This is a genomic window from Roseixanthobacter finlandensis, from assembly GCF_043195105.2.
In the GTDB taxonomy this organism is placed as follows: Bacteria; Pseudomonadota; Alphaproteobacteria; order Rhizobiales; family Xanthobacteraceae; genus NCEH01.
Map to the genome: position 1 here is coordinate 3,482,030 of NZ_CM195536.1, position 19,589 is coordinate 3,501,618.

Sequence of the window (19,589 nt, forward strand, 5' to 3'; positions counted from 1 at the left end):
ACGCTCCGATGAAGCTACCTGCGCGGCACGGCGACGCAAGGTGCAATTATGGCCGCGCACACCCGCCCGCGTGCACTCATTCGGCGGCGCCGTGGAGGCCGAGGCGCAGCGAAGGCTGCGTTGACGCCGCGCCCGTGCCCGGACCTGCCCCGAGGATCGCGCCGGCGCCGTCCCCACCATTTTGCGCGGGGCTTGCGTGGGAGGGAACCGGCGGGACCTCGAATTCCAGCTGCTCGAGCCTATTGCCACGCTTGGCGATCTTGTCGGCGGAGATCAGCACTTTCGAGACATCCTCGCCCACCTGGCCGAAATGGCGCGACAGTTCGCCCACCCGCTCGCGCAGGCGCCCGACATCGGCCACCAGGGCGCCGACCTCGGCGCGGATGTGGTCCGCCTGCTCGCGCATGCGCGCATCCTTGGAGATCGCCTGAACCAGCTGGATCGCCAGCATGAGCAGCGAGGGCGAGACCAGCACCACCCGCACGCGGAAGGCGCGCTGGACGATATCGTCGAAATTCTCGTTGATCTCGGCATAGACGGATTCGGACGGCACGAAGATCAGCGCGATGTCCTGCGTCTCGCCCGGCACCAGATAGCGTTCGGCCACATCATTGACGTGCTTCATCATGTCCTGGGTGAGCCGCGCGGCGGCGTGCTTGCGCCGTTCGGGGGTCGGCGCCTCGCGGAAGGCGGTGACGGCTTCCAGGGGGAACTTGGAATCCACCAGCAGCGGACGGGTATCCCCGGGCAGGAAGATCGCGCAGTCCGGCCGCCGGCCGTTGGACAGCGTGTGCTGGAAGGCGAAGCTGCCCCGGGGCAGTCCGTCGGCGACGATCGCCTCCATGCGGGCCTGCCCGAAAGCGCCGCGCGCCTGTTTGTTGGAGAGCGTCTCACGCAGTGAAATGACCTGGGACGACAGATCCGTCAGGCTTTTTTCCGCCTTTTCCACCATTACCAGCCGCTCGGCGAGCTTCGTGAGGCTTTCGTGGGTGGCGCGGGCGGAGATGTTGAAGCTTTCGCCCAGACGATGGGAGGTGGAATCGAGTCGCTCGGAAACCGCCCGCGCCAGTTCGCTTTGGCGTTGGGCCAGCACTTCCGCCATGGTCTGGACCCGGCCGGAGGTTTCCGCCTGGATGCGGGCGAGATCGCGCAGCCGCGCTTCCATCTCCAACGCCCGCGCGGCGGCCTCATCCGCCTCGTCGGCGCGCTGGCGGGCGGTGCGCCTGGAGGCCAAGAGCATCAGTAACAGCAAGACGAAAACGCCGCCCGCGATGGCGGCGAGCGCGGCGCCGGCGGTTATGGCTTGACCTGCGAGAAAAAACAGCACTTCGCTCATCAGCTTCCATAACCCGATTCTTGCACCGAACAAAGCGCGAACATGTTGACGCCGCGCGGACCTTCGCCTATCTGCGTTTCATGTCCATACGCCCCATCCTCATCATCCCGGAACCCAAGCTGCGGCTCATCTCCGAACCGGTCGCCAAGATCGATCACGAGGTGAAGAAGCTGGTCGCCGACATGTTCGAGACCATGTACGACGCGCCCGGCATCGGGCTCGCGGCGGTGCAGGTGGGCGTGATGCGGCGCGTGGTGACCCTCGATGCCACGCGCGAAGGTGAGGAGAAGAAGCCTCTCGCCTTGATCAATCCGGAAATTATCGCCTTTTCGGACGAACTTTCGGTTTACAGCGAAGGCTGTCTCTCGATCCCGGAATATTATGAGGAGGTCGAGCGGCCGGCGCGGGTGACGGTGCGGTTCCAGACCCTTGAGGGCGCGACCGTCGAGACCGAGGCGGACGGCCTGTTCGCAACCTGCATCCAGCACGAGATCGACCATTTGAACGGCGTGCTGTTCATCGACCATCTGTCCAAGCTCAAGCGCGACCGTGTGACCAAGAAGTTCGCCAAGGCCGCCCGCCGGGAGGCCGAGGGGTAAGAATTCACCCAAGGGTTGCGCCCCTGCGTGCCGCACTCCTAGGGCTGCATTCTCGACCTTGGCACGGCGGTCGTCGCCATGGCCGCGCCCCGTCCCTTCCACCGCCCCTCCCGGGGTCGACCGCGACAGATGGGCCCATCCGCCGCAAGCGGGTGGACCCGAGAGTCCTTGACCGCCGCCGCGCATCCGTTCGCGCGAGGTCCCAACCACAGCCTGCCGCATCGCCCGGCGCGGGGCGGCGGCGGAGACGATACTGATGCGCATCGTGTTCATGGGCACGCCGGATTTCGCTGTGCCGACCCTTTCCGAGATCGTCGCGCGCGGCCATGAGGTGGTCGCCGTCTATAGCCGCGCGCCGGCGCCCGCCGGCCGGCGCGGGCTCGACCTCACCCCTTCCCCGGTCCATGCGGTGGCGGAAAAGTTCGGCCTGCCGGTGCTCACGCCCAAGACCCTGCGCACCGATGAGGCGGCGCAGCAGATGCGCGATCTGAAGGCCGACGTGGCGGTGGTGGTCGCCTATGGGCTGATCCTGCCCCAGCCGATCCTGGATGCCCCGGAACTCGGCTGCCTGAACCTGCACGCCTCCCTGCTGCCGCGCTGGCGCGGGGCGGCGCCGATCCAGCGCGCGGTGATGGCGGGGGACACGCAGACCGGCATCGCCGTCATGAAGATGGAAGCCGGGCTCGATACCGGCCCGGTCGGCCTGCTGGAGCGCGTCGCCATCGGCCCGGACATGACGTCCGGCGAATTGCACGACGCGCTGATGGTGCTTGGCGCCGACCTCATGGGGCGGGCGCTGGCGGCCCTGGAGCGGGGCGGGCTGCACTTCACGCCCCAGACCGAGGATGGTGTCCTCTATGCCGCCAAGATCGCCAAGAGCGAAGCGCGGATCGACTGGAGCCGGCCGGCACGCGAGGTGCACAACCAGATTCGCGGGCTTTCCCCCTTCCCCGGCGCCTGGTTCCCGCTGGGCGAGGAGGAAGCGCGGGTGAAGGTGCTGCGCTCCACCCTCGCCGAGGGGGTAGGCGCGCCGGGCGAGGTGCTGGACGATGGCCTCACCATCGCCTGTGGCGAAGGGGCGGTGCGGCTGGTGCAATTGCAGAAGGCCGGCAAGCAACCCATGGGCGCGGACACATTCTTGCGCGGCAACGCGCTGTCCGCCGGCACGCGGCTCGGCTGAGCACCGTGCCCCGCTACAAGCTCACCATCGAATATGACGGCACCGCATTCGCCGGCTGGCAGGTCCAGGCGAATCTTCCCACCGTCCAGGGCGTGCTGATGGAGGCGGTGGAGCGGCTGACGGGCACCCGCACCCATGTGGCCGGCGCCGGGCGCACCGATGCGGGCGTTCACGCCACGGGACAGGTGGCCCACGTCGATCTTGCCCGCGACTGGCGCACCGACGTGGTGCGCGATGCCCTCACCGCCCATCTGCGGCCCCATCCGGTGGCGGTGCTCGCCGCCGAGCGGGTGGGAGATGATTTCGACGCGCGCTTCTCGGCCACGAAGCGGCATTATCTTTATCGCATCGTGAACCGGCGGCCCGACCTTGCCCTGGAGCGCGACCGGGCGTGGCGCATTGCCCAGAAGCTCGATGCGCAGGCGATGCATGTCGCCGCCCAGCGCCTGCTGGGCAAGCATGATTTCACCACCTTCCGCGCCGCCGAGTGCCAGGCCGCCTCTCCGGTCAAAACCCTGGACCAGCTCGACGTGGCGCGGATCGGCGAGGAAATCCGCGTCACCACCTCCGCCCGCTCATTCCTGCACCACCAGGTGCGCTCCATGGTGGGCTCTCTCCTGCGGGTGGGCGAAGGACGCTGGAGCGCCGAGGATCTGGCGGACGCGCTCGCCGCCTGCGATCGCCGCCGGTGCGGCCCCATGGCGCCTGCCGCGGGGCTGTATCTCGCCGCCGTCAGCTATTGAACCCGGGGGGCAAGCCGCCGCGCCTGTGTGTGGCGCGGGGCTGGCCTGCAACCATGGCCTGAGCGGCAAGGGAACAGAATCGGTGCGCCGGCATTTATCTCGGTCAGAAGGCGGAAAAGTGCGTTTCGCCTCAGGTGCGTGAGACCATGATGAATTTCAGCCTGCCTCTTCTCGACCGGACCTTGCTGCGGCGCGCCGGCTTCCGCGCCCGCGCAACCGTGCGGGACACGGATTTCGTCGTCGCCCGCGTGGCCGATGCGGCGCCCTCCAGCTGGTTGTTCTTCGATGGCGAAGAGACGGTGGATACTTCGAAGGGCACGCCGGTCATCATCCCTGGCGCGGCCTTTTTCGTCGATGAGGCTTGGCCGTTCCGCGACGGTGCCGCCGCGCAGGCGCAGGCGAACCGGCTGAACACTTTCGCCCCCGGCCGTGGAGATCTGTGGCGCGCGCTGGCGGTGCGCACCCTCGCCGAGGTGTAAGCGCAAGCCTTATCGACGCTTTCGGTCAGCGATGGCCGCCTCGCGCGGCCATCGCGGCCATCGCCGCGACCACCAGGGCGCAGCCGAGCATCTGCATCGGCGCGAGGCGCTCGCCCAGCAGCAGCACCGCTCCGGCCACGCCGAACACCGGGATGAGGGCCAGGAACCCGCCCGCCACGGGTGCCGGCAGGTCGCGTAGCGCCGTGAGATAAAGCCACACGGCCATCGCATATTGGACCACGCCGGTCAGCACCGCGACCAGCACCGCCCCGAGCGGTGGCACCTGCCATTCTTCCCACCCCGTGGCGAGGGCCACCGTCAGCAGCCCCAGCGCGAACAGCAGCCCAAGCGTTTGCTGAAGGAGCGCGAGCGTGAGGGTCGGCAGGCCGGCGACCATGCGGCTCGACGCCACCACATACAACGCCGCAAACCCGGTGCCGACGAACACCAGCGCGTCGCCACGCAGGTCGCCCGTGCCCGGGTCGCCGGTGCCAAGGTCGCCGGTGCCGAACACGGTGACGAACAAGACTCCGAGGATGGCGAAAGCGGAACAGCCAAGCACCCAGGCGGAGGTCCGCACACCCAGCAGCAGGAACGCCAGCAGGCAGATCAGCACTGGCTCGGCCGTGCTGAGCACGGTCGCATTGGTGGCGCTGGTCAGCGCAAGGCCCGGCACGCTCACTCCATAGGCAAGGCCGGGTTCGAGCAGCCCGGGCCAGGCGACGGACAGCCCCGACCCGACCCCCGGCAGGCGGCCGCCCCGCGCGCGGAACACCGCCGCCAGGAAGCCGACGCTGCCCGCCAATTGGATCGCCAGCAGGGTGAAGGGCGCTATGGTGTGCAGCACGTCCTTCGACAGGACGGTTGCCAGCCCCCAACAGGCGGCGGACGCCACGACGGCGAGGATGCCGAACGCCGGCGTTCGGATGTGTGGGCGCGGCAGCGCCGCGTCGCCGCCCGTCATGGGGCGGGCGCACGGAGCGGGGACCCGATGCCGCTGATGCGCACTGCCTCGCATTCAACGGGACAACGCTCTCCAGGGCAGGCGTTTTCGTCGCACAGGCGGCACATGTGGTCGGCCTGCAACCGGCCGGTGGTGAGTCCCGTGAGCAATCTTGCCAGCATCGCGCCGAACTGAGCGACGTCCTGCGCATCCAACGGTGCCAGGGCCTGCGCCAGGGCAGCGCGGCGGGCCTCCAGGATGGCGGCATGGCGCGCGCGCCCCGCCGCGCTCAGACGCAGCACCACCTGCCGGCGGTCGCTGGGCGCGGCGGCGCGCTCCACCAATCCGTCCGCGGCGAGCCCTTCCACCAGGCGCACCACCACCGAATGGGTCAGCCCCAATATGCCCGCGAGCGTGCCGATACTGGTGTCGGGATAAAATCCGATCACCACCAGGGCCGCGGCCCCGCTCGGCCCGAGGCCTGCGGCCTTGCGCGCGGCCTCCTCCTGCGCCCCGGCCAGGGCCAGCGACATGGCGCCGAGGAGATTTTCGACTTGAGCTTGTTCCATATACATATGTATTCAGCATGAATGTAAATTGTCAAGCGGATCGAAGGCGGGCAACAAAAAAGGCCGGCGCAAGGCCGGCCTCTTTCAGGGACAGACAACCGCGCTCAGATGGCGGCGGTCATCCACTGCACCAGCTTCGCCTTGGGGGCAGCGCCCACCTGGCGGGACGCGATCTTGCCGTCCTTGAACAGAAGCAGGGTCGGAATCGACATGATTCCATACTTCGAAGCCGTCTCGGGATTCTCGTCCACGTTCAGCTTCACGATCTTCACCTTGCCGGTCAGCTCACCGGACACTTCATCGAGGATCGGGCCAACCATGCGGCAGGGGCCGCACCATTCGGCCCAGAAATCCACCACAACAGGCTCGCCGGATTTGAGGACGTCCTGTTCGAAACTCTGATCAGATACTTTTTCAACGGCCATGGCACACCTCGAAGGGGGCGAAGGGGGAATCCCGATATGGCTCCAACGTAGGTAGCCCCTCCCCCTCCCGTCAAGGCAAGTCGCGCCCTCGTGACCCTTGCCGGAGGGTCAAGGACCCGTGCTGCGCGCCAGGGCGGCGGCGAGCGTCTCGGGGGCGAGGGAATGAACCACCGGCCCGCGCGTATAGACCACCATCGCCTCCACCGCCCGGCCGGGAAAGGCGCGCCGCAGCACCTCGCCATAAATGGCAAGTTGGGAAACATAGGCGCCGCCGATCTCCGCGCTCAGGCGCGGCGGTGTCGAATCGGTCTTGAAGTCCGCCAGCAGGATGCGATCGGGCCGCACCGCCAGCCGGTCGATGCGCCCGGAGACCGAAATCAGCCTCTCCCCGGCCGCCATCCAGCGGCCGACAATGGGCACTTCCGCCACGCTGCCGGCGCCGAACAGCTCCGCGAGCCCGGCATGGTCGAACACACCCAGCGCCTCGGCTGCGAGAATGTCATGGGTCTCGGCCGGCAAGGCAGAGGCGACATGCCGCAGAAGCTGGTGCGCCGCATCGCGCCGCATCGCCGGTTCAAGACCCGCCAGCCCGGCCAGCAGGCGGTGGATGAGATCGCCCCGCAGGATCGGATCGAGCCCGCCGCTCTCCAAGGCAGGGCGCGGCCCCGGCGCGGCGGGGCGCGGCGCCTGCTCCTCCGCATGGGAGGGCCGAAGCTGCGCGGCGGTGACGGGGGGAGCGTGCAAGGGCGATATATGGACAGGCGCGGGCGCGGCGGCGCCCCCTGTGCTCTGCGCGCCCTCGACCACGGACTCCGACGGCGCGGCGTGGGCGGGCGCAAAACCCTCGCCCTTGCGCCAGCGCAGCACCGGGCCTTGCGCGTACGGCGCCTCCACCTCCACCGCCTCCTCGGCGAGCGCGTCGCGCACGAGGTCGTACCAGCAGCCCTCGGGGCGCGCATGTGCCTTGTCCTTGCCGGGAAGGCGGGTCTCGGCGCCGCAGACGATCACCGCATCCTCCGCCCGCGTCAGCGCCACATAGAGCAGCCGGCGATATTCCTCGCGCTCGCGCTCCAGCGCCGCGCCGCGCGCGAGCCCCAGCACCGCGGGGCCCTCGTCCTTGCGCCCGGCGAGGATGGGAACGATGCCGCCCGCCCCGTCCGGCACCGGCAACAGGCCGCCGGCGGTGCGCGACTTCGGCACGTCCACCGTATCGGCGAGGATCACGACCGGCGCCTCCAGGCCCTTGGCGCCGTGCACGGTCATGACGCGCACCTCGTCGCGCCCGCTTTCCATGTCGCGCTTGGTCTCCGCCCCGCCGCGCCGCAGGAAGGCGAGGAAACCGGCCAGCGTCGCCGGCTCGGTGCTCTCATAGGTGCGGGCGAGCGCCATGAATTCGTCCAGCACGTCCGCCGCCTCCGGCCCGAGGCGCGCGAGCATGGCGCGGCGCCCGCCGTCGCGGCCGAGCACGCGGGCATAGAAATCGAACGGCCGCAGCAGCGGGGCTTCCTCCCGCCATTGTTCGAGCCGCGCCGCCGCCACCGCCCAATGGGGAAACCGCGCCGCCGCGCCGGCGAGCGCATCACCGAGCCGCCCGGCGCGCGGTGGGCAGAGCAAAATCAGATCCTCGTCGGTGAAGCCGAACAAGGGACTTTTCAGCGCGCTGGCCAAGGCGAGATCATCGTCGGGCGAAAGCAGCGCATCGCCCAGCGCCATCAGATCCAGCGCGGCGATATGGTCGGCGATCACGAGGCGGTCGGCGCCGGCCACGTCCACGCCGGGACCGGCGGTCTTCAGCGCCCGGATCACCGCCTCGAACAGCCGCCCGCGCCGGCGCACCAGAACCAGCACGTCGCGCGCCTGCATGGCCCGCCCGGCGCGCGAGGGAATGGCGAGGCGCTCCGCGATGCCCGCGCGCACGAAAGCGGCGATGCGCTGGGCGAGCTGGTTCACCGGGTCGTCCGCCGGCACCGCATCGAGCGGCCGGCGCCAATCGTCCACCTTCGGCTTGGGGGCCGGCACGGTGGTGGGCCACACCTCCACCAAAGAGGGCGCATCGGCGCGGATGGCGGCATGGACGGGGGGCGCATTGTCGCCCGTGAGGCCGCGCCGTGCCGCCTCCGCGGCGAAGATGCGGTCCACCGCCTCCAGCACCCCGGGCGCCGAGCGGAAGGAATGCGGCAGGCGCACATTGCGGAAATCCTTGGGCCCCGCCGCGCCGGCAAAGCGCGCGTGCATGTCGCCGAAGGTGCGCGGATCGGCGCCCTGGAAGGAGAAGATGGACTGCTTCTCGTCGCCCACCACGAACAGGGTGCGCGTCAGCCCCTCGCGGGCGCCCTCGCCGGAGAAGAAATCGGCGATCAGGCCCTCGACCACCTTCCATTGCTCCGGGCTCGTGTCCTGCGCCTCGTCCACCAGCACATGGTCGATGCCGCGATCGAGCTTGAAATGCACCCAGGAGGCCGGCACCCGGTTCAGCAATTCGGCGGTGCGGCCGATCAGATCGTCGAAATCCAGCAGGCCACGCTGGGCCTTCTCGCGGGCATAGCGGCGGCAGGCTTCCGCGCCCAGGGTCAAGGCGGCGTCCGTGCGCGCCAGCGTCTCCGCCGCGCGCAGGCGATCCAGCAGGCCGGTGATGCGCTCCTTCTCCGCGTCGAGCCTCTCGCACAGCTCGGGATAGAGGCCGCGCAAGCCTTTCGTGAGAAAGCGCGAGGCGGCGCGCGGCTCGTATTTGTCGGTGAGGAACACGCCCAGATAGGCGGGCAGAGCCTCGGCCTCGGAGCTGGCGACGGCGGCGAGCGCGAGTTGTTCACCCAACGCCTGATCGGTCTTTGCCCCCTCGCGCAGGCAGGCGGCGATGCTCGCCCATTCGCTGCGGACCAGATGCGGGCTCGCCAGCATGTCCCGCCGGACGCGCTCCGGCGTCTCCTGCGGCGCCACGCCGAGCACCCGCGCCACCGCCGCGCGCCGCGCGTCCGCATCCCCGCCCAGCGGCTCGATGAGCGCGCGCGCATCCACCGCCGCTTCCAGCAGCGCATCGACGCCGGCATCCGACAGGGTTTCGATGAGCGCGGCGAGCGCCTGTCCCAGCCGGCCCGTGGGCGCGCCGGTCGCCTCGACGATCAGCTCGGCGCGAATGCGCGCCATCAGGTCCAGCCGGCCGGCATCGTCCAATTCGGAGAAGCCCGCCGCGACCCCGGCCTCGAAGGGAAAGCGATGCAGCAGCCCGCCGCAGAAGGCGTGGATGGTCTGGATCTTCAATCCGCCCGGCGTTTCCAGCGCCGCCGCGAACAGCCGCCGCGCGCGGGCCCGCAAATCGCCATTGGGCGGGCGGTCGTCGATGCGGACCAGTTCGGCGTTCAGCTCGGCGTCCGAAAGCCCCACCCAGCGGCCGAGAATATCGAGCACGCGGTTCGCCATATTGGCCGCCGCCGCCTTGGTATAAGTGAGGCACAGGATACGGCCCGGCGGCGTGCCTGAGAGCAGCAGGCGGATCACCCGCTGCGCCAGCACATGGGTCTTGCCCGACCCCGCATTGGCCGAAACCCAGGCCGAGCTTTGGGGATGGGACGCCTCACCCTGCCGGCGGGTGGCATCGGCCTTGGCGGCATTGGCGACCTGCGTGGCCGCGCCCGGACCGAGGCTGCTCATGCCTCGCCCTCCTCGCCGCCGCCGAGCGCCCATTCGCGCACCCGCGCCAGATGATCGTAAGCCCCGAAGCGTCCCCGCCATTGGGGCGCGGCGAGGGCGCGATAGCCCTGGTTGGGGTCCTCGAAGGCCAGCAGAAGCTCGGTCAGCCGCGCCAGCGCATCCTCGCCCATCTGGGTGGCCGTGGTCTCCTTGTGCACGCCCGGCTTCTCGCGGCCGGGCTCGGCGCCGCCCTTCAGCTCCACATAGCGGAAATCCTCCACCTCGGCCGCCGGCACATCCTTGAACGCGCCGCGCGCCGCCATGGCGGCTTCCAGTGGCAATTGGGGCGAGAAGGTCGCGCCCTGGCGGGTGCTCGGCACGGAGCCAGTCTTGTAGTCGAGAATGGCCAATCGCCCGTCCGTGCGCAGCTCGATGCGGTCGGCGCGGCCGGTGAGGCGGAACGGCCCGCGCGTCAGCGCGATGTCCAGCCGGCCGGAGACTTCCGGCACCACCCGGCGCAGCCCCGCGCGGCGCTCGCGCTCAAACGCCACCACCCAGCCGGCGACCCGCTCGAACCGGGTCCACCACACCGCATGCTCGGCGGGATAGACCGCGAGCGGCGCGAACGCCGCCCGGCCATGGGCCAGAAGCTGGTCGAGTGCGTCCGGCGGCAAATCCTCGGGAAAAGCGGCGGTGAAGGTGCCGAGCGCCTCATGCAACGCGCTGCCCCGCTCCGCCCCGCCCGGCGCCGCATCCAGCGGATCGAGCGGCCGCAGGCGCAGCACGTGGCGCGCGAAGATGGAATAGGGATCGCGCAGGAAGGTTTCGATCTCGGTGACGCTGAGCCGGCGCGGCCGCAGCTCCAGCGGCGGCGCGGGGGCCGGCTGCTCCGCACGCGGCACGCTCGCGCCCCGGTCGAGCGACGCCGCCGCAACCCGCCAGCCCTCGCCGCGCGCCCGCACCATGGCCCAGCGCTCCTTGCCCACCACGGTCGCGAGCCGTTGCAGGAAACGGGAGGCGACGGTCTGCGTGCCCGCGACCTTGCCGGGATAGGTCAGGATCACCTCGCGCGCGCCGAACCCCTGCACGAAATCATGGGCCGACAGGCCGATGCGCCGTTCCGGCAAATCGAGCCCCAATTCGCTGCGCATGGGCCGGCTCAGCCAGGGATCGGTGCGGGTCTGCGGCGGCCATGCGCCTTCCACCAGCCCTCCGAGGATGATCCGGTCCACATGGATCAACCGCGCTTCCAGCGGGCCGAGAATGCGCACCTGTTCCTGCGCCTGCCGGGGCGGACGCACCATCTGGTCGGCGAACAGAGCGGTGACGGTCTCGGCATAATCGGCAAGCCGCAGCGCCGGGCCGTCGGCGGCGCCGGCGGCGATCTCCTCGAAGGCCAGGGCGAGCGCCGCGCACGCGGGATCCGCGTCTTCGGCATCAAGCGGGCCGGCCATGGCCGAAAGGGCCGCGCGATGGGCGGCGACCAGATCCGGCAGTGGCGCCTTTCCGGTGCAGGCGAACAGCGGCGCCAGCGCCGCGCCGAGCCGCGCCACCAGATCGGACGCCGCCGCAATGCCCGCATCATCGACGCGGCGGCGTGGATCGCCATCGCGCAGGGTATCGGGCGCGAAAGCGGCGACCGTCGCCGCCAGCCCGGCGATTCCCGCGCGCGGGCGCGGACCGCGCAGGGCGATCAGCTCCAGCGCCGCCACCGCCGCGCGCTTTGCCTCCGCATCAAGCCCGAACCGCGCCATGGGATGGGTCAGAAGCGCGAACAGCGGCCCCGGCGCGCAGTCCTCCGCCGCCGCCCGCGCAACGAGGCGCGCCAGCCGGCCGGGGGCGGTCTCGGCCAGGGGCACGCCGGCGGAATCGTCGATGGACAGGCCGAAGCGGTTCAACTCGGCCGCGACCCGGCGCGCAAGGTCGCGGTCCGGAGTCACCAGCGCCGCCGTTTCGCCGGGACGCTCCAGCGTATCGCGCAGCACCAAGGCGATGGCGAGCGCCTCCTCGCGCGGATCGGCGGCGGCGACCAGGGCGAGCCCCTCCAGCGCGGCATCGCGCGCGGCGTCCGGCAGGCGGGCCGCGAGCGAGGTCCAGCGGTCGGTCGTTTCCGACTGCCGCATGGCCTCGCTGAGCAGCCGCTCGCGCCCGCTGGGTCCGCGCGGCCCCAGTTCCACCACATCGCGCCGGGCGACGCCGAGCAGCGGCAGCAGATGGGCAAGGCCGTATTGGGGATGGTCGGGCGCCAGCGTCGCCGGCGCGGTGAGCATCGCGAAGGCGTCGTCTTCCGCGTCGAGATCGAGGCCCGGCAGCACCACGGCGCCCTTCGGCAAGCGGGCGATGGCGGCCAGCAGCCGCGCGGTGGCCGGCAGCGAGCCGGTGGAGCCGGCGGCGATCACCGGCCCCGCCGCGCTCCCGAGCCGGGCGAGGCGCGCCGCCTCCGCCCCCACCAGCACATCGCGCCGCACCGCCGGTTCCACCAGCTCCAGCGCGTCCAGATGGGCGAGCCAGGCGCGGCGGGCGATGCGCAGAAAATCCAGGCTGATCTCGAAATAGCGGTCATGCTCCTCCGGCGCGAGGCCATCCAGGCGCGACCAGGCGACGCCGGCGGTGCTCATCTGGTCGAACAGGCGGCCGAGTTCATCGGCGAGCGCGACGGTCGCCGCCGGGCCCGCCGCCACCGCCGCCTGCCCCGCCCCTTCGGCCAAGGCATCGCGCCAGCGCTCCACCAGAGCGGCCAAAGCCACCCGCCGGTGCACGCTCGCCACCGCGCGCGGCGGCGCGAGCAAAGGCGCTTCCTCGGCGAACACGAGCGCGTCCTCGTCCACATCGCCGAGCGGCACGATGCGCGGCAGCAGCAGGGCGTCGGCGCCGCTCGCCTCCAGCAAGGCGTCCGCGAACATGCGTCCCGCGCGCCGGGTGGGCAGATAGAGCGTCGCCGACGCCAGCGCCAGCGGATCGCCGCGCGGCGCGAAACCGGGCACCAATTCCCCATCCAGCAAGGCGCGCGCCAGCGTGGGCAGGAACGGCGCCGAAGTGGGGATGGAGAAAACCTGCGTCATGACCACCCGAGGAAGGCGCGACGCTTGGCGCGCGCGCCGTTCCACCTTTCACGCTGGGCCAGCGAGTCGCAAGCGGCGACGGTCCGGCGGGGACGGCACAAGGCGGGGCGCGGAACCGCCGAAGCCGCTATCGCGCCGCGCTCATGGATTTCAGAACCGCCTCACTCGGCCAGCAATCCACCTTGAGCCCGGCGGATTTCTGGTAGGCGCCGAGCGCCGCGCGGGTCAGCATGCCGGCCTTGCCGTCGATCTTGTCGCCATAAAGACCGATCCGCGTCAGATGCTTCTGCATCGCCTCCACCGCGCTGGTGCGCATCTGCGTCGAAGCCGCCCAGGGGGTCACGAACGGCTGCGGGGTCACCATGCGATCGGAGAGATGGCCGACGAACAGCACATAGAGATCAGAGAAATTATACTGCTTGATCACGAAGTAATTCTTCGTGGTGAGGAACGAGGGGCCGTAGATCCCCTCCGGCTGGAGCAGCGAAGCCGGCTGCGCCAGTTCGGCGGGCGAAGGCGCCGCCCCGCCCACGGGCACGAACCCCGCGCGCAGCCATTCGCCGATCGGCCGCTGGACCTCCGGGACGCCGAGGGTGCAATCGGCATTGGCCGGCGCGCGCACCTCATAGGCCCAGCGCAGGCCCGGTTGCCAGCCCTTGTCGGCGAGCTGCTTGGCGGCGGAGGCCAGCGCATCCGGCGCCGAATGCCAGATATCGACCCGCCCGTCGCCATCGAGATCGACGCCATGCTGGTAATATTCCGACGGCAGGAATTGCGTGAGCCCGGTGGCGCCGGCCCAGGACGAGCGGAATTCCTTGCGCGTCACCGCGCCCTCGTCGAGGATTTTCAGCGCGAGGATGAAATCGGCGCGATACTGCTCCTTGCGGCGCCCCACATAGGCTTGCGTCGCCACCACGCGCAGCGCGTCATAGGGATCGGTATAGCGGCCGAAATCGCTCTCGCGGCCCCAGATCGCCAGCACCATGGTGGCCGGCACGCCGAACTGCCGTTCGATCTGGTCGAGCGCGGCGCGATGCTTTTGCATCAGCCGCCGCCCCTCGACGGCCAGCCGGGCGATGTTGGCTTCCTTCACATAAGCGGCCGGCACCTGCACGAACTCGGCCTGCGCCCGCGCGCCGGTCACGGGCCGTCCCGGCAAGGCGAGGTCGGGCAGCTTGTAGTCCGGTTCGAGGCCCCGCGTTTCACGCTCGAAGGTCGCGCGCGACACCCCGGCCGCCTGCGCCTCCGGCCAGAGCGAGGCGATGAATTGCGCAAACGCGGCGTCCGCCGCGCGGGCGGTGGAGGGCAGGCCCAGTGCCGCAAGCAGCAGGGCGAGAAGAAGGATGCGGCAGGCTGATCGCACGGAACCGCTCACGCTTCGAGATCCAGATAAGGCATGGGCAAGGTTAGCGCGTTTCCCGGTTTCAGGGAATCGGGCGACGGCGGCCGAAGCGCCCCGCGATCCTGCCTCCGCGATCGCGCGCAAACACGTCCCAGGGCATTTCATCGTTTCACGGAAACGCGGAAATCCCCTAACTTATTGCGTTGTCGCATTTTCTTCACGTGAACCGGTGTCCACTTCACTCGAAAATGCTCTAATCGCTCGACCGGTGGATGGCCTCTTCCGCTGCGGGAATAGCGTCCGGGGTGCCGACATGCATCCAGACGCCTTCCAGCCGCAGGCCAAACAGGCGCCCCGCCTCGCTGGCGCGATCGAAGATGGAATTGAGCGAGAACGGACCCTGCGGCGCATCGGCGAACAAGGCGGGGGAGAGAATGCAGGCCCCGGCATAGACGAAGGGCGACACCATGCGCTCGCCGCGCCGGGCCAGCCGGCCCTCGGCATCCATGGTGAAATCCCCGGTGCCGTCATAGCCGATGGAGAGCGCGCTTGCCGCCACCAGCAGCAGCGCGTCCATGCGGGCGGGATCGAATTGGGTCCGCAGGCGCACCAGGTTCGGCGTCACGCCCTCGATCCAGATGGTGTCGGAATTGATCACCAGGAACGGCGCATCCCCCAACAGCGGCAGCGCGTTCTTCACCCCGCCGCCGGTATCCAGAAGAAGGCCGCGCTCGTCGCGGATGTGCAGATGGGGCGGCGCGGTGCGGGTGGCGAGATGGGCTTCCAGCAGGTCGGCATGGTGGTGCACATTCACCACCGCCTCGCGCACCTCGGCCGCCTCCAGCCGATCGAGCACATGGTCGATCAGCGGGTGGCCGGCGACTTCCACCAGCGGCTTGGGAATGGTCTCGGTGAGCGGACGCATGCGCGTGCCCATGCCGGCGGCGAGCACCATGGCTTTTTGAACGGTCGTCACGTCTGAAGGTCCTTAGATGGCAGAACAGCCTCGTACCACATGCGCAACGAACCGAGTTCCTGATGCCCGAGACAACGCGCAAGATAGCGCCTAACCCGAGGAAGATGACGCAGATATTGCGGTTTCCCGTCGCGCTGGTGGAGACGGGTGAAAATTCCGAGAATCTTGGTCGCCCGCTGCGCGCCCATCAGCGCATAGAGATGGGTGAAGGCGCGCGCATCGAAGGTCGGATCGGCCGCGCGCCGCTGCGCCACATAATGGCCGACGAGGTGCAGTTCCAGGTTTTCCGGGATATCCACCCGCGCGTCCTGCGCCAGGGAAGCGACGTCATAGGCCGCCGGCCCCAATACTGCGTCCTGGAAATCGATCAGCCCCATGCGCTGGAGCCCCTCGCGCTGCGGCAGCCAGATCAGGTTCGGGGAATGATAGTCGCGCAGCACCCAAGTCTGCGGCTCGTTGAGCACCGGGCTCAGGGCATTGCGCCAGAGCATCAGGAATTCGTCGCGCACCACCGCGTCGGTGCGCACGTTGCGGAACGGCAAATACCAGTCGAGCATCAGTTCCAGCTCGATCAGGAAGGCTTCCACCCCATAGACCGGCAGCACATAATCGCTCTGCGGGGCGATGTGGAGCACATGCGGCAGGGATTGGGCATGCAAAGCGGCGAGCACCTCGGCCGCAACCTCGTAGCGCGCCTTGATGGGCTCGGGCGGATGACCCTCCAGCACCCCGCCATCGCCGAGATCCTCGATCACCAGCAGACCCCGGTCGAGATCGGCGGCATAGATCTGCGGCGCGGAGAACCCCTGCGCCCGCAGGCCGCGCGCCATGGCGACGAAGGCCCGTACATCCTCGGCGAGATGGGCAAGGCGGCTATAGGGCAGGCCGCGCCGGATCGGCGGGCCATCGGGCCGGCGCGGCGCGTTCATCAGCACCGCCGAGCGGTCGGGCAGCACCAGGCGGGCATAGGAGCGGCTTGAGGCATCGCCCTGCATGTAGCGCCGCTCCGCCGCGCCGAAGCCGGAGGCCTCGATCAGCAGTTCCGACACATGCAGCCGGTCGAGGCGCTCGATGAAGGCCCCGCTCCCGGAGAGGATCGCCCGCCGCCCCTCCGGCCCGAGATCGGGCGCGAGATCGAATGCGATGATGAGCCGGTCGGCGGCGAGGCGCTCGGCGGCCCGGTCGGGCCATTCCACGATGACGATGGAATCGGCGGAGAGTTCATCCCAGCCGAGTTCGTCCAGCTCGTCGGGGTCCTCCACGCGGTAAAGATCGGCGTGCACCACATTCACCCGGGCGAATTCATAGTCCACCAGGATGGAGAAGGTGGGGCTCGGCACTTCCAACAGCGGGTCGTCGGCGAGCACCCGCACCAGGGCACGGGCGAAGGCGGTCTTGCCGGCGCCGAGATCGCCGCGCAGCGCCACCAGATCCCCCGGCGCCAGCCAGGGCGCGAGCAGCGCCGCGAGCTGGCCGGTCGCCGCAAGGTCCGGCAGATCCATGCGGAACGCATTGGGAAGGCCGGGAACACGGGAAATCAGGGGGCTCATTCCGCAGCCTCGTCGCGGCGCGCCGCCGCAAGGGGAAACCGGCACACGGCCAGCGCGCCACCGCCCTCGGCCGTGCCGAGGGAGACGGAGCCGCCGTGCAATTCCATGAACGAGCGCACCAGCGAGAGGCCGAGGCCCACCCCGCCATGCTCGGCGCCCGCGCCGTGGGTTTCAAAGCGCTCGAACACCTTGCCGGCGATCTCGCCCGAAATGCCCGGCCCCTGGTCGCGCACCTCGACGCTGAGCGCGTCCTCGGCGCGGCGCGCGCTCAGCGTCACGACGCCCTGGGGCGGCGACACCGCGATGGCGTTGGAGAGCAGGTTGAACAGGATCTGCCGCACCCGCCGCCGGTCGGCCGTGAAGGCGCCGATCTCGGCCGGCGCGTCGATGTGCAGGCTCACCTGCCGCTCGGCCAGCAGATCGCGCACCGCCTCGCCCACCGCCTCCAGGGTGGCGCGCACATCCACCTCGCCGAGGTCGAGCGCCATGGCGCCGGCATCGATGCTGGCAAGGTCGAGGATGTCGTCGATCAGGGCGCGCAGCGCGTCCGAGGACTGGCGCACATGGTCCAGGAATTCCAGCTGCTTGCCGTTGAGCGGGCCGACGCTGGGCTCGCCGAGCATATGGGAATAGCCGATCAGCGTGTTGAGCGGCGTGCGCAGATGATAGGAGACATGCCCGACGAACGCATTCTTCAGCGCGTCGGCGGCTTCCAGCGCCTCGTTGCGCTCGATCAGCGCGCGCTCCACCTTCACGCTGTCGGTGACATCGCGGAAGGTCACGAGCGTGCCGCCGTCGGGCAAGGGCTGGGCGGCGCCGTCGAGCACCAGGCCGTCGGCACGCTCCATGCGCAGATGGGTGCCGCTGCGATGTTCCAGCGCGGTGACGACCGCGCGGATGCGCGCCCAGCTGTCGAGATCGGCATGCAGCGGCCGGCACATGGCGGCGACCGCGTCGATGTGCGGCTTGTCGCTCAGCGCCTGGGCGCTCAGCGACCAGAGCGAGAGAAAGGCATGGTTGTGCAGGCGCAGCTTGCCGTCGCTGCCGAACACGGCGACCGCCTCGGCCAGTTCATCCAGCGTCTCGCCCTGGATGCGAATGAGGCTGTTGTAGCGGCTCTCCAGCGCCATGTGCTCGGAGACGTCCTCGAACAGATAGGTGATGCCGCCTTCGGCATTGGGGGTCACCACCACGCGCAGCATCTGCCCGCCGGGCAGGTGCCACCAGTCGTGGATCGGCTCCAGCGCGCGATAGGCCTCCCGCAATTGCTCGCGCCAGGCACGGAAATCCGCCTGCTCGGGCACTTTGCGGGCGGTGCGCAGGGTTTCGAGCACCTCACTCTCGGTCGGGCGCGTGTCGAGGAACGCGGCATCGAGGCCGAACAGGCCCTCATAGGCGGAATTGTGGAAGGCCAGGCGCTCGTCGGCGCCGAACATCACAACGGCGGTGGCCAATTGGTCGAGCGTGCGGCGATGGGCGGCGATGGTATGCGCCACCTCGGCACGTGCCGCCTCCGCCTCCGTGATGTCGATGGCAAGGCCACCGGCACCGGCGGGATCGTCCACTTCCAGCACTTCGAGCACGCGGCGGCGCCCGCCCGCCACGAGCCGCGCCCGCGTCTGATAGGCCTTGCCCTCGCGCCGCACGGCAGCGGCGGCCTCGCGGGCGGACAGATCCAGCAATTCCATGCCGCGCCCCACCGCCTCCTCGGGCGAGGGCGCGCCCACCGCCTGGGCGAAGGCCGGGTTCGCCCGCATCAGGCCGCCGGCCGTGTCGCGCAGCCACATGGGGAACGGGGCGGCCGCGAACAAAGTGGCGAGGATGCCGCGCGCGACCGTCTCGGCCTGCACCCGCTCAACCTGCCCACGCTCCGATTGCGCAGCATCGGCCGCTTGCCCGCCCTCGGCCTGCAACCCGGAAGCGGGGGCGGCCCGCACGTTCAGCATGCGGCTGCCGTCCGTGGCGCGGCCCTCGGCGATCCAGTGCGCGCCGTCGGGTCCGGTGATGGGCAGGGTAAAGGCCCGCCCCTGCCCGCGCAAAGCCTCCAGCGGCCCGGCGAGCGCGGAGGCGGCGGGCGCGCCCAGCCAGAGCGCGAGATCGAGCTTCACCACGTCTTGCGGCGGCTTGGCTGCGGCGGGGATCTGGGCATCGAGCATCGCCGCCGCGCCCAGCAGATGGGGCAGCGGGTCACCCACCACCCAGAGCACGGTGCCGAGCGCATCGCCGGCGAGCAGGCTTTTCAGCGCATAGGCATCGGCCCGCGCATGGGCGGCGCTGCGCAGGGCCGCCTTCTCGTTGCGCGAAATCCGCCCGAGCCACAGGCTGCACGTGATCGCCATCACCACGGCGGCCGCGAGCCCGCCGATGCCGAGCGCGCTCCCGAGCAGGGTTCCGGACTGTGGAGCACCAAATCCCGCGGCCGAGGCCTCCGCCACGCCGCAGAGCAAAGCCGTGCCGCTCAGCAGGATCTGCGACAGGCCCCCCGCGTGCGCGCGGTGGGGGATCGCGCGGTAGGGGATATGGAGAAAAGCCGCGGGTCCGGGCACAGCCAGTCCAGGCACACGGATAGCCAGCCGCATGCTCGACCACGCGCCCGACCCCACGCGCGCGCAAGCAGCTCCGGTGGCCTTCGCGGCCCTGTCCGCAACCTCACCCTCCATGCGCCGCTGCGACCTCCTTCAGCCGGTGCCCGAAGCCGGGCGCCGTTCGGCCCACGCCGAATCACATTCGACTGTAGCGAAGCCGCCCGGCGCGGAGA

At 70.2% G+C, this 19,589-nt stretch carries 14 protein-coding genes; 4 read left to right on the forward strand and 10 right to left on the reverse strand.

All coding sequences use genetic code 11. From position 1 onward, the window contains the following. Window positions 1-76: 76 nt before the first annotated feature. Window positions 77-1,336, reverse strand: a complete 1,260-nt coding sequence (locus tag V5G24_RS16520; protein WP_394081036.1) for a DNA recombination protein RmuC — start codon at window positions 1,334-1,336, stop codon at window positions 77-79. A gap of 80 nt (window positions 1,337-1,416) precedes the next feature. Between V5G24_RS16520 and def the strand changes: the two genes are divergently transcribed. From def to V5G24_RS16540, 4 genes are all read left to right on the forward strand, one after another. Continuing rightward, entirely contained in the window at window positions 1,417-1,935 is a 519-nt protein-coding gene (gene def / locus V5G24_RS16525; RefSeq protein WP_394081034.1) for a peptide deformylase, read from the forward strand. 256 nt (window positions 1,936-2,191) lie between these two features. After that, entirely contained in the window at window positions 2,192-3,115 is a 924-nt protein-coding gene (gene fmt / locus V5G24_RS16530) for a methionyl-tRNA formyltransferase (protein ID WP_394081032.1), read from the forward strand. A gap of 5 nt (window positions 3,116-3,120) precedes the next feature. Then, entirely contained in the window at window positions 3,121-3,858 is a 738-nt protein-coding gene (gene truA / locus V5G24_RS16535; protein ID WP_394081030.1) for a tRNA pseudouridine(38-40) synthase TruA, read from the forward strand. A 146-nt stretch (window positions 3,859-4,004) separates the two neighbouring features. Further along, complete coding sequence (locus V5G24_RS16540; RefSeq protein ID WP_394081028.1) at window positions 4,005-4,337, forward strand: hypothetical protein; 333 nt, start codon at window positions 4,005-4,007, stop codon at window positions 4,335-4,337. Window positions 4,338-4,362: 25 nt separating this feature from the next. On the opposite strand, the gene V5G24_RS16545 is transcribed toward V5G24_RS16540, so the two are convergent. The 9 genes from V5G24_RS16545 to V5G24_RS16585 form a co-directional block, all read right to left on the reverse strand. Further along, on the reverse strand, window positions 4,363-5,301 hold the full coding sequence (locus V5G24_RS16545; RefSeq protein WP_394081026.1) for a DMT family transporter: 939 nt from the start codon (window positions 5,299-5,301) through the stop codon (window positions 4,363-4,365). After that, window positions 5,298-5,849 (reverse strand): MarR family winged helix-turn-helix transcriptional regulator, encoded by a 552-nt coding sequence (locus V5G24_RS16550; RefSeq protein WP_394081024.1) that lies wholly within the window; start codon window positions 5,847-5,849, stop codon window positions 5,298-5,300. The genes V5G24_RS16545 and V5G24_RS16550 overlap by 4 nt, the downstream gene beginning before the upstream one ends. A gap of 104 nt (window positions 5,850-5,953) precedes the next feature. Then, complete coding sequence (gene trxA, locus V5G24_RS16555; RefSeq protein ID WP_348847818.1) at window positions 5,954-6,274, reverse strand: thioredoxin; 321 nt, start codon at window positions 6,272-6,274, stop codon at window positions 5,954-5,956. A 108-nt stretch (window positions 6,275-6,382) separates the two neighbouring features. Next, window positions 6,383-9,922 carry a double-strand break repair helicase AddA gene (gene addA, locus V5G24_RS16560; RefSeq protein ID WP_394081022.1) on the reverse strand — a complete coding sequence of 1,180 codons (3,540 nt, stop codon included), beginning with the start codon at window positions 9,920-9,922 and terminating at the stop codon, window positions 6,383-6,385. Next, complete coding sequence (addB, locus tag V5G24_RS16565; protein WP_394081020.1) at window positions 9,919-12,963, reverse strand: double-strand break repair protein AddB; 3,045 nt, start codon at window positions 12,961-12,963, stop codon at window positions 9,919-9,921. The genes addA and addB overlap by 4 nt, the downstream gene beginning before the upstream one ends. Window positions 12,964-13,090: 127 nt before the next feature. Then, window positions 13,091-14,308 carry a lytic murein transglycosylase gene (locus V5G24_RS16570; RefSeq protein WP_394082074.1) on the reverse strand — a complete coding sequence of 406 codons (1,218 nt, stop codon included), beginning with the start codon at window positions 14,306-14,308 and terminating at the stop codon, window positions 13,091-13,093. 250 nt (window positions 14,309-14,558) lie between these two features. Continuing rightward, on the reverse strand, window positions 14,559-15,260 hold the full coding sequence (locus V5G24_RS16575; protein WP_394082072.1) for a nucleotidyltransferase family protein: 702 nt from the start codon (window positions 15,258-15,260) through the stop codon (window positions 14,559-14,561). A 17-nt stretch (window positions 15,261-15,277) separates the two neighbouring features. Then, on the reverse strand, window positions 15,278-16,831 hold the full coding sequence (gene tsaE, locus V5G24_RS16580) for a tRNA (adenosine(37)-N6)-threonylcarbamoyltransferase complex ATPase subunit type 1 TsaE (protein WP_394081018.1): 1,554 nt from the start codon (window positions 16,829-16,831) through the stop codon (window positions 15,278-15,280). After that, the gene (locus tag V5G24_RS16585; protein WP_394081016.1) at window positions 16,828-19,377 is read right to left on the reverse strand and encodes a PAS domain-containing sensor histidine kinase; all 2,550 of its coding nucleotides are present in this window, start codon (window positions 19,375-19,377) and stop codon (window positions 16,828-16,830) included. The genes tsaE and V5G24_RS16585 overlap by 4 nt, the downstream gene beginning before the upstream one ends. Window positions 19,378-19,589: the final 212 nt, after the last annotated feature.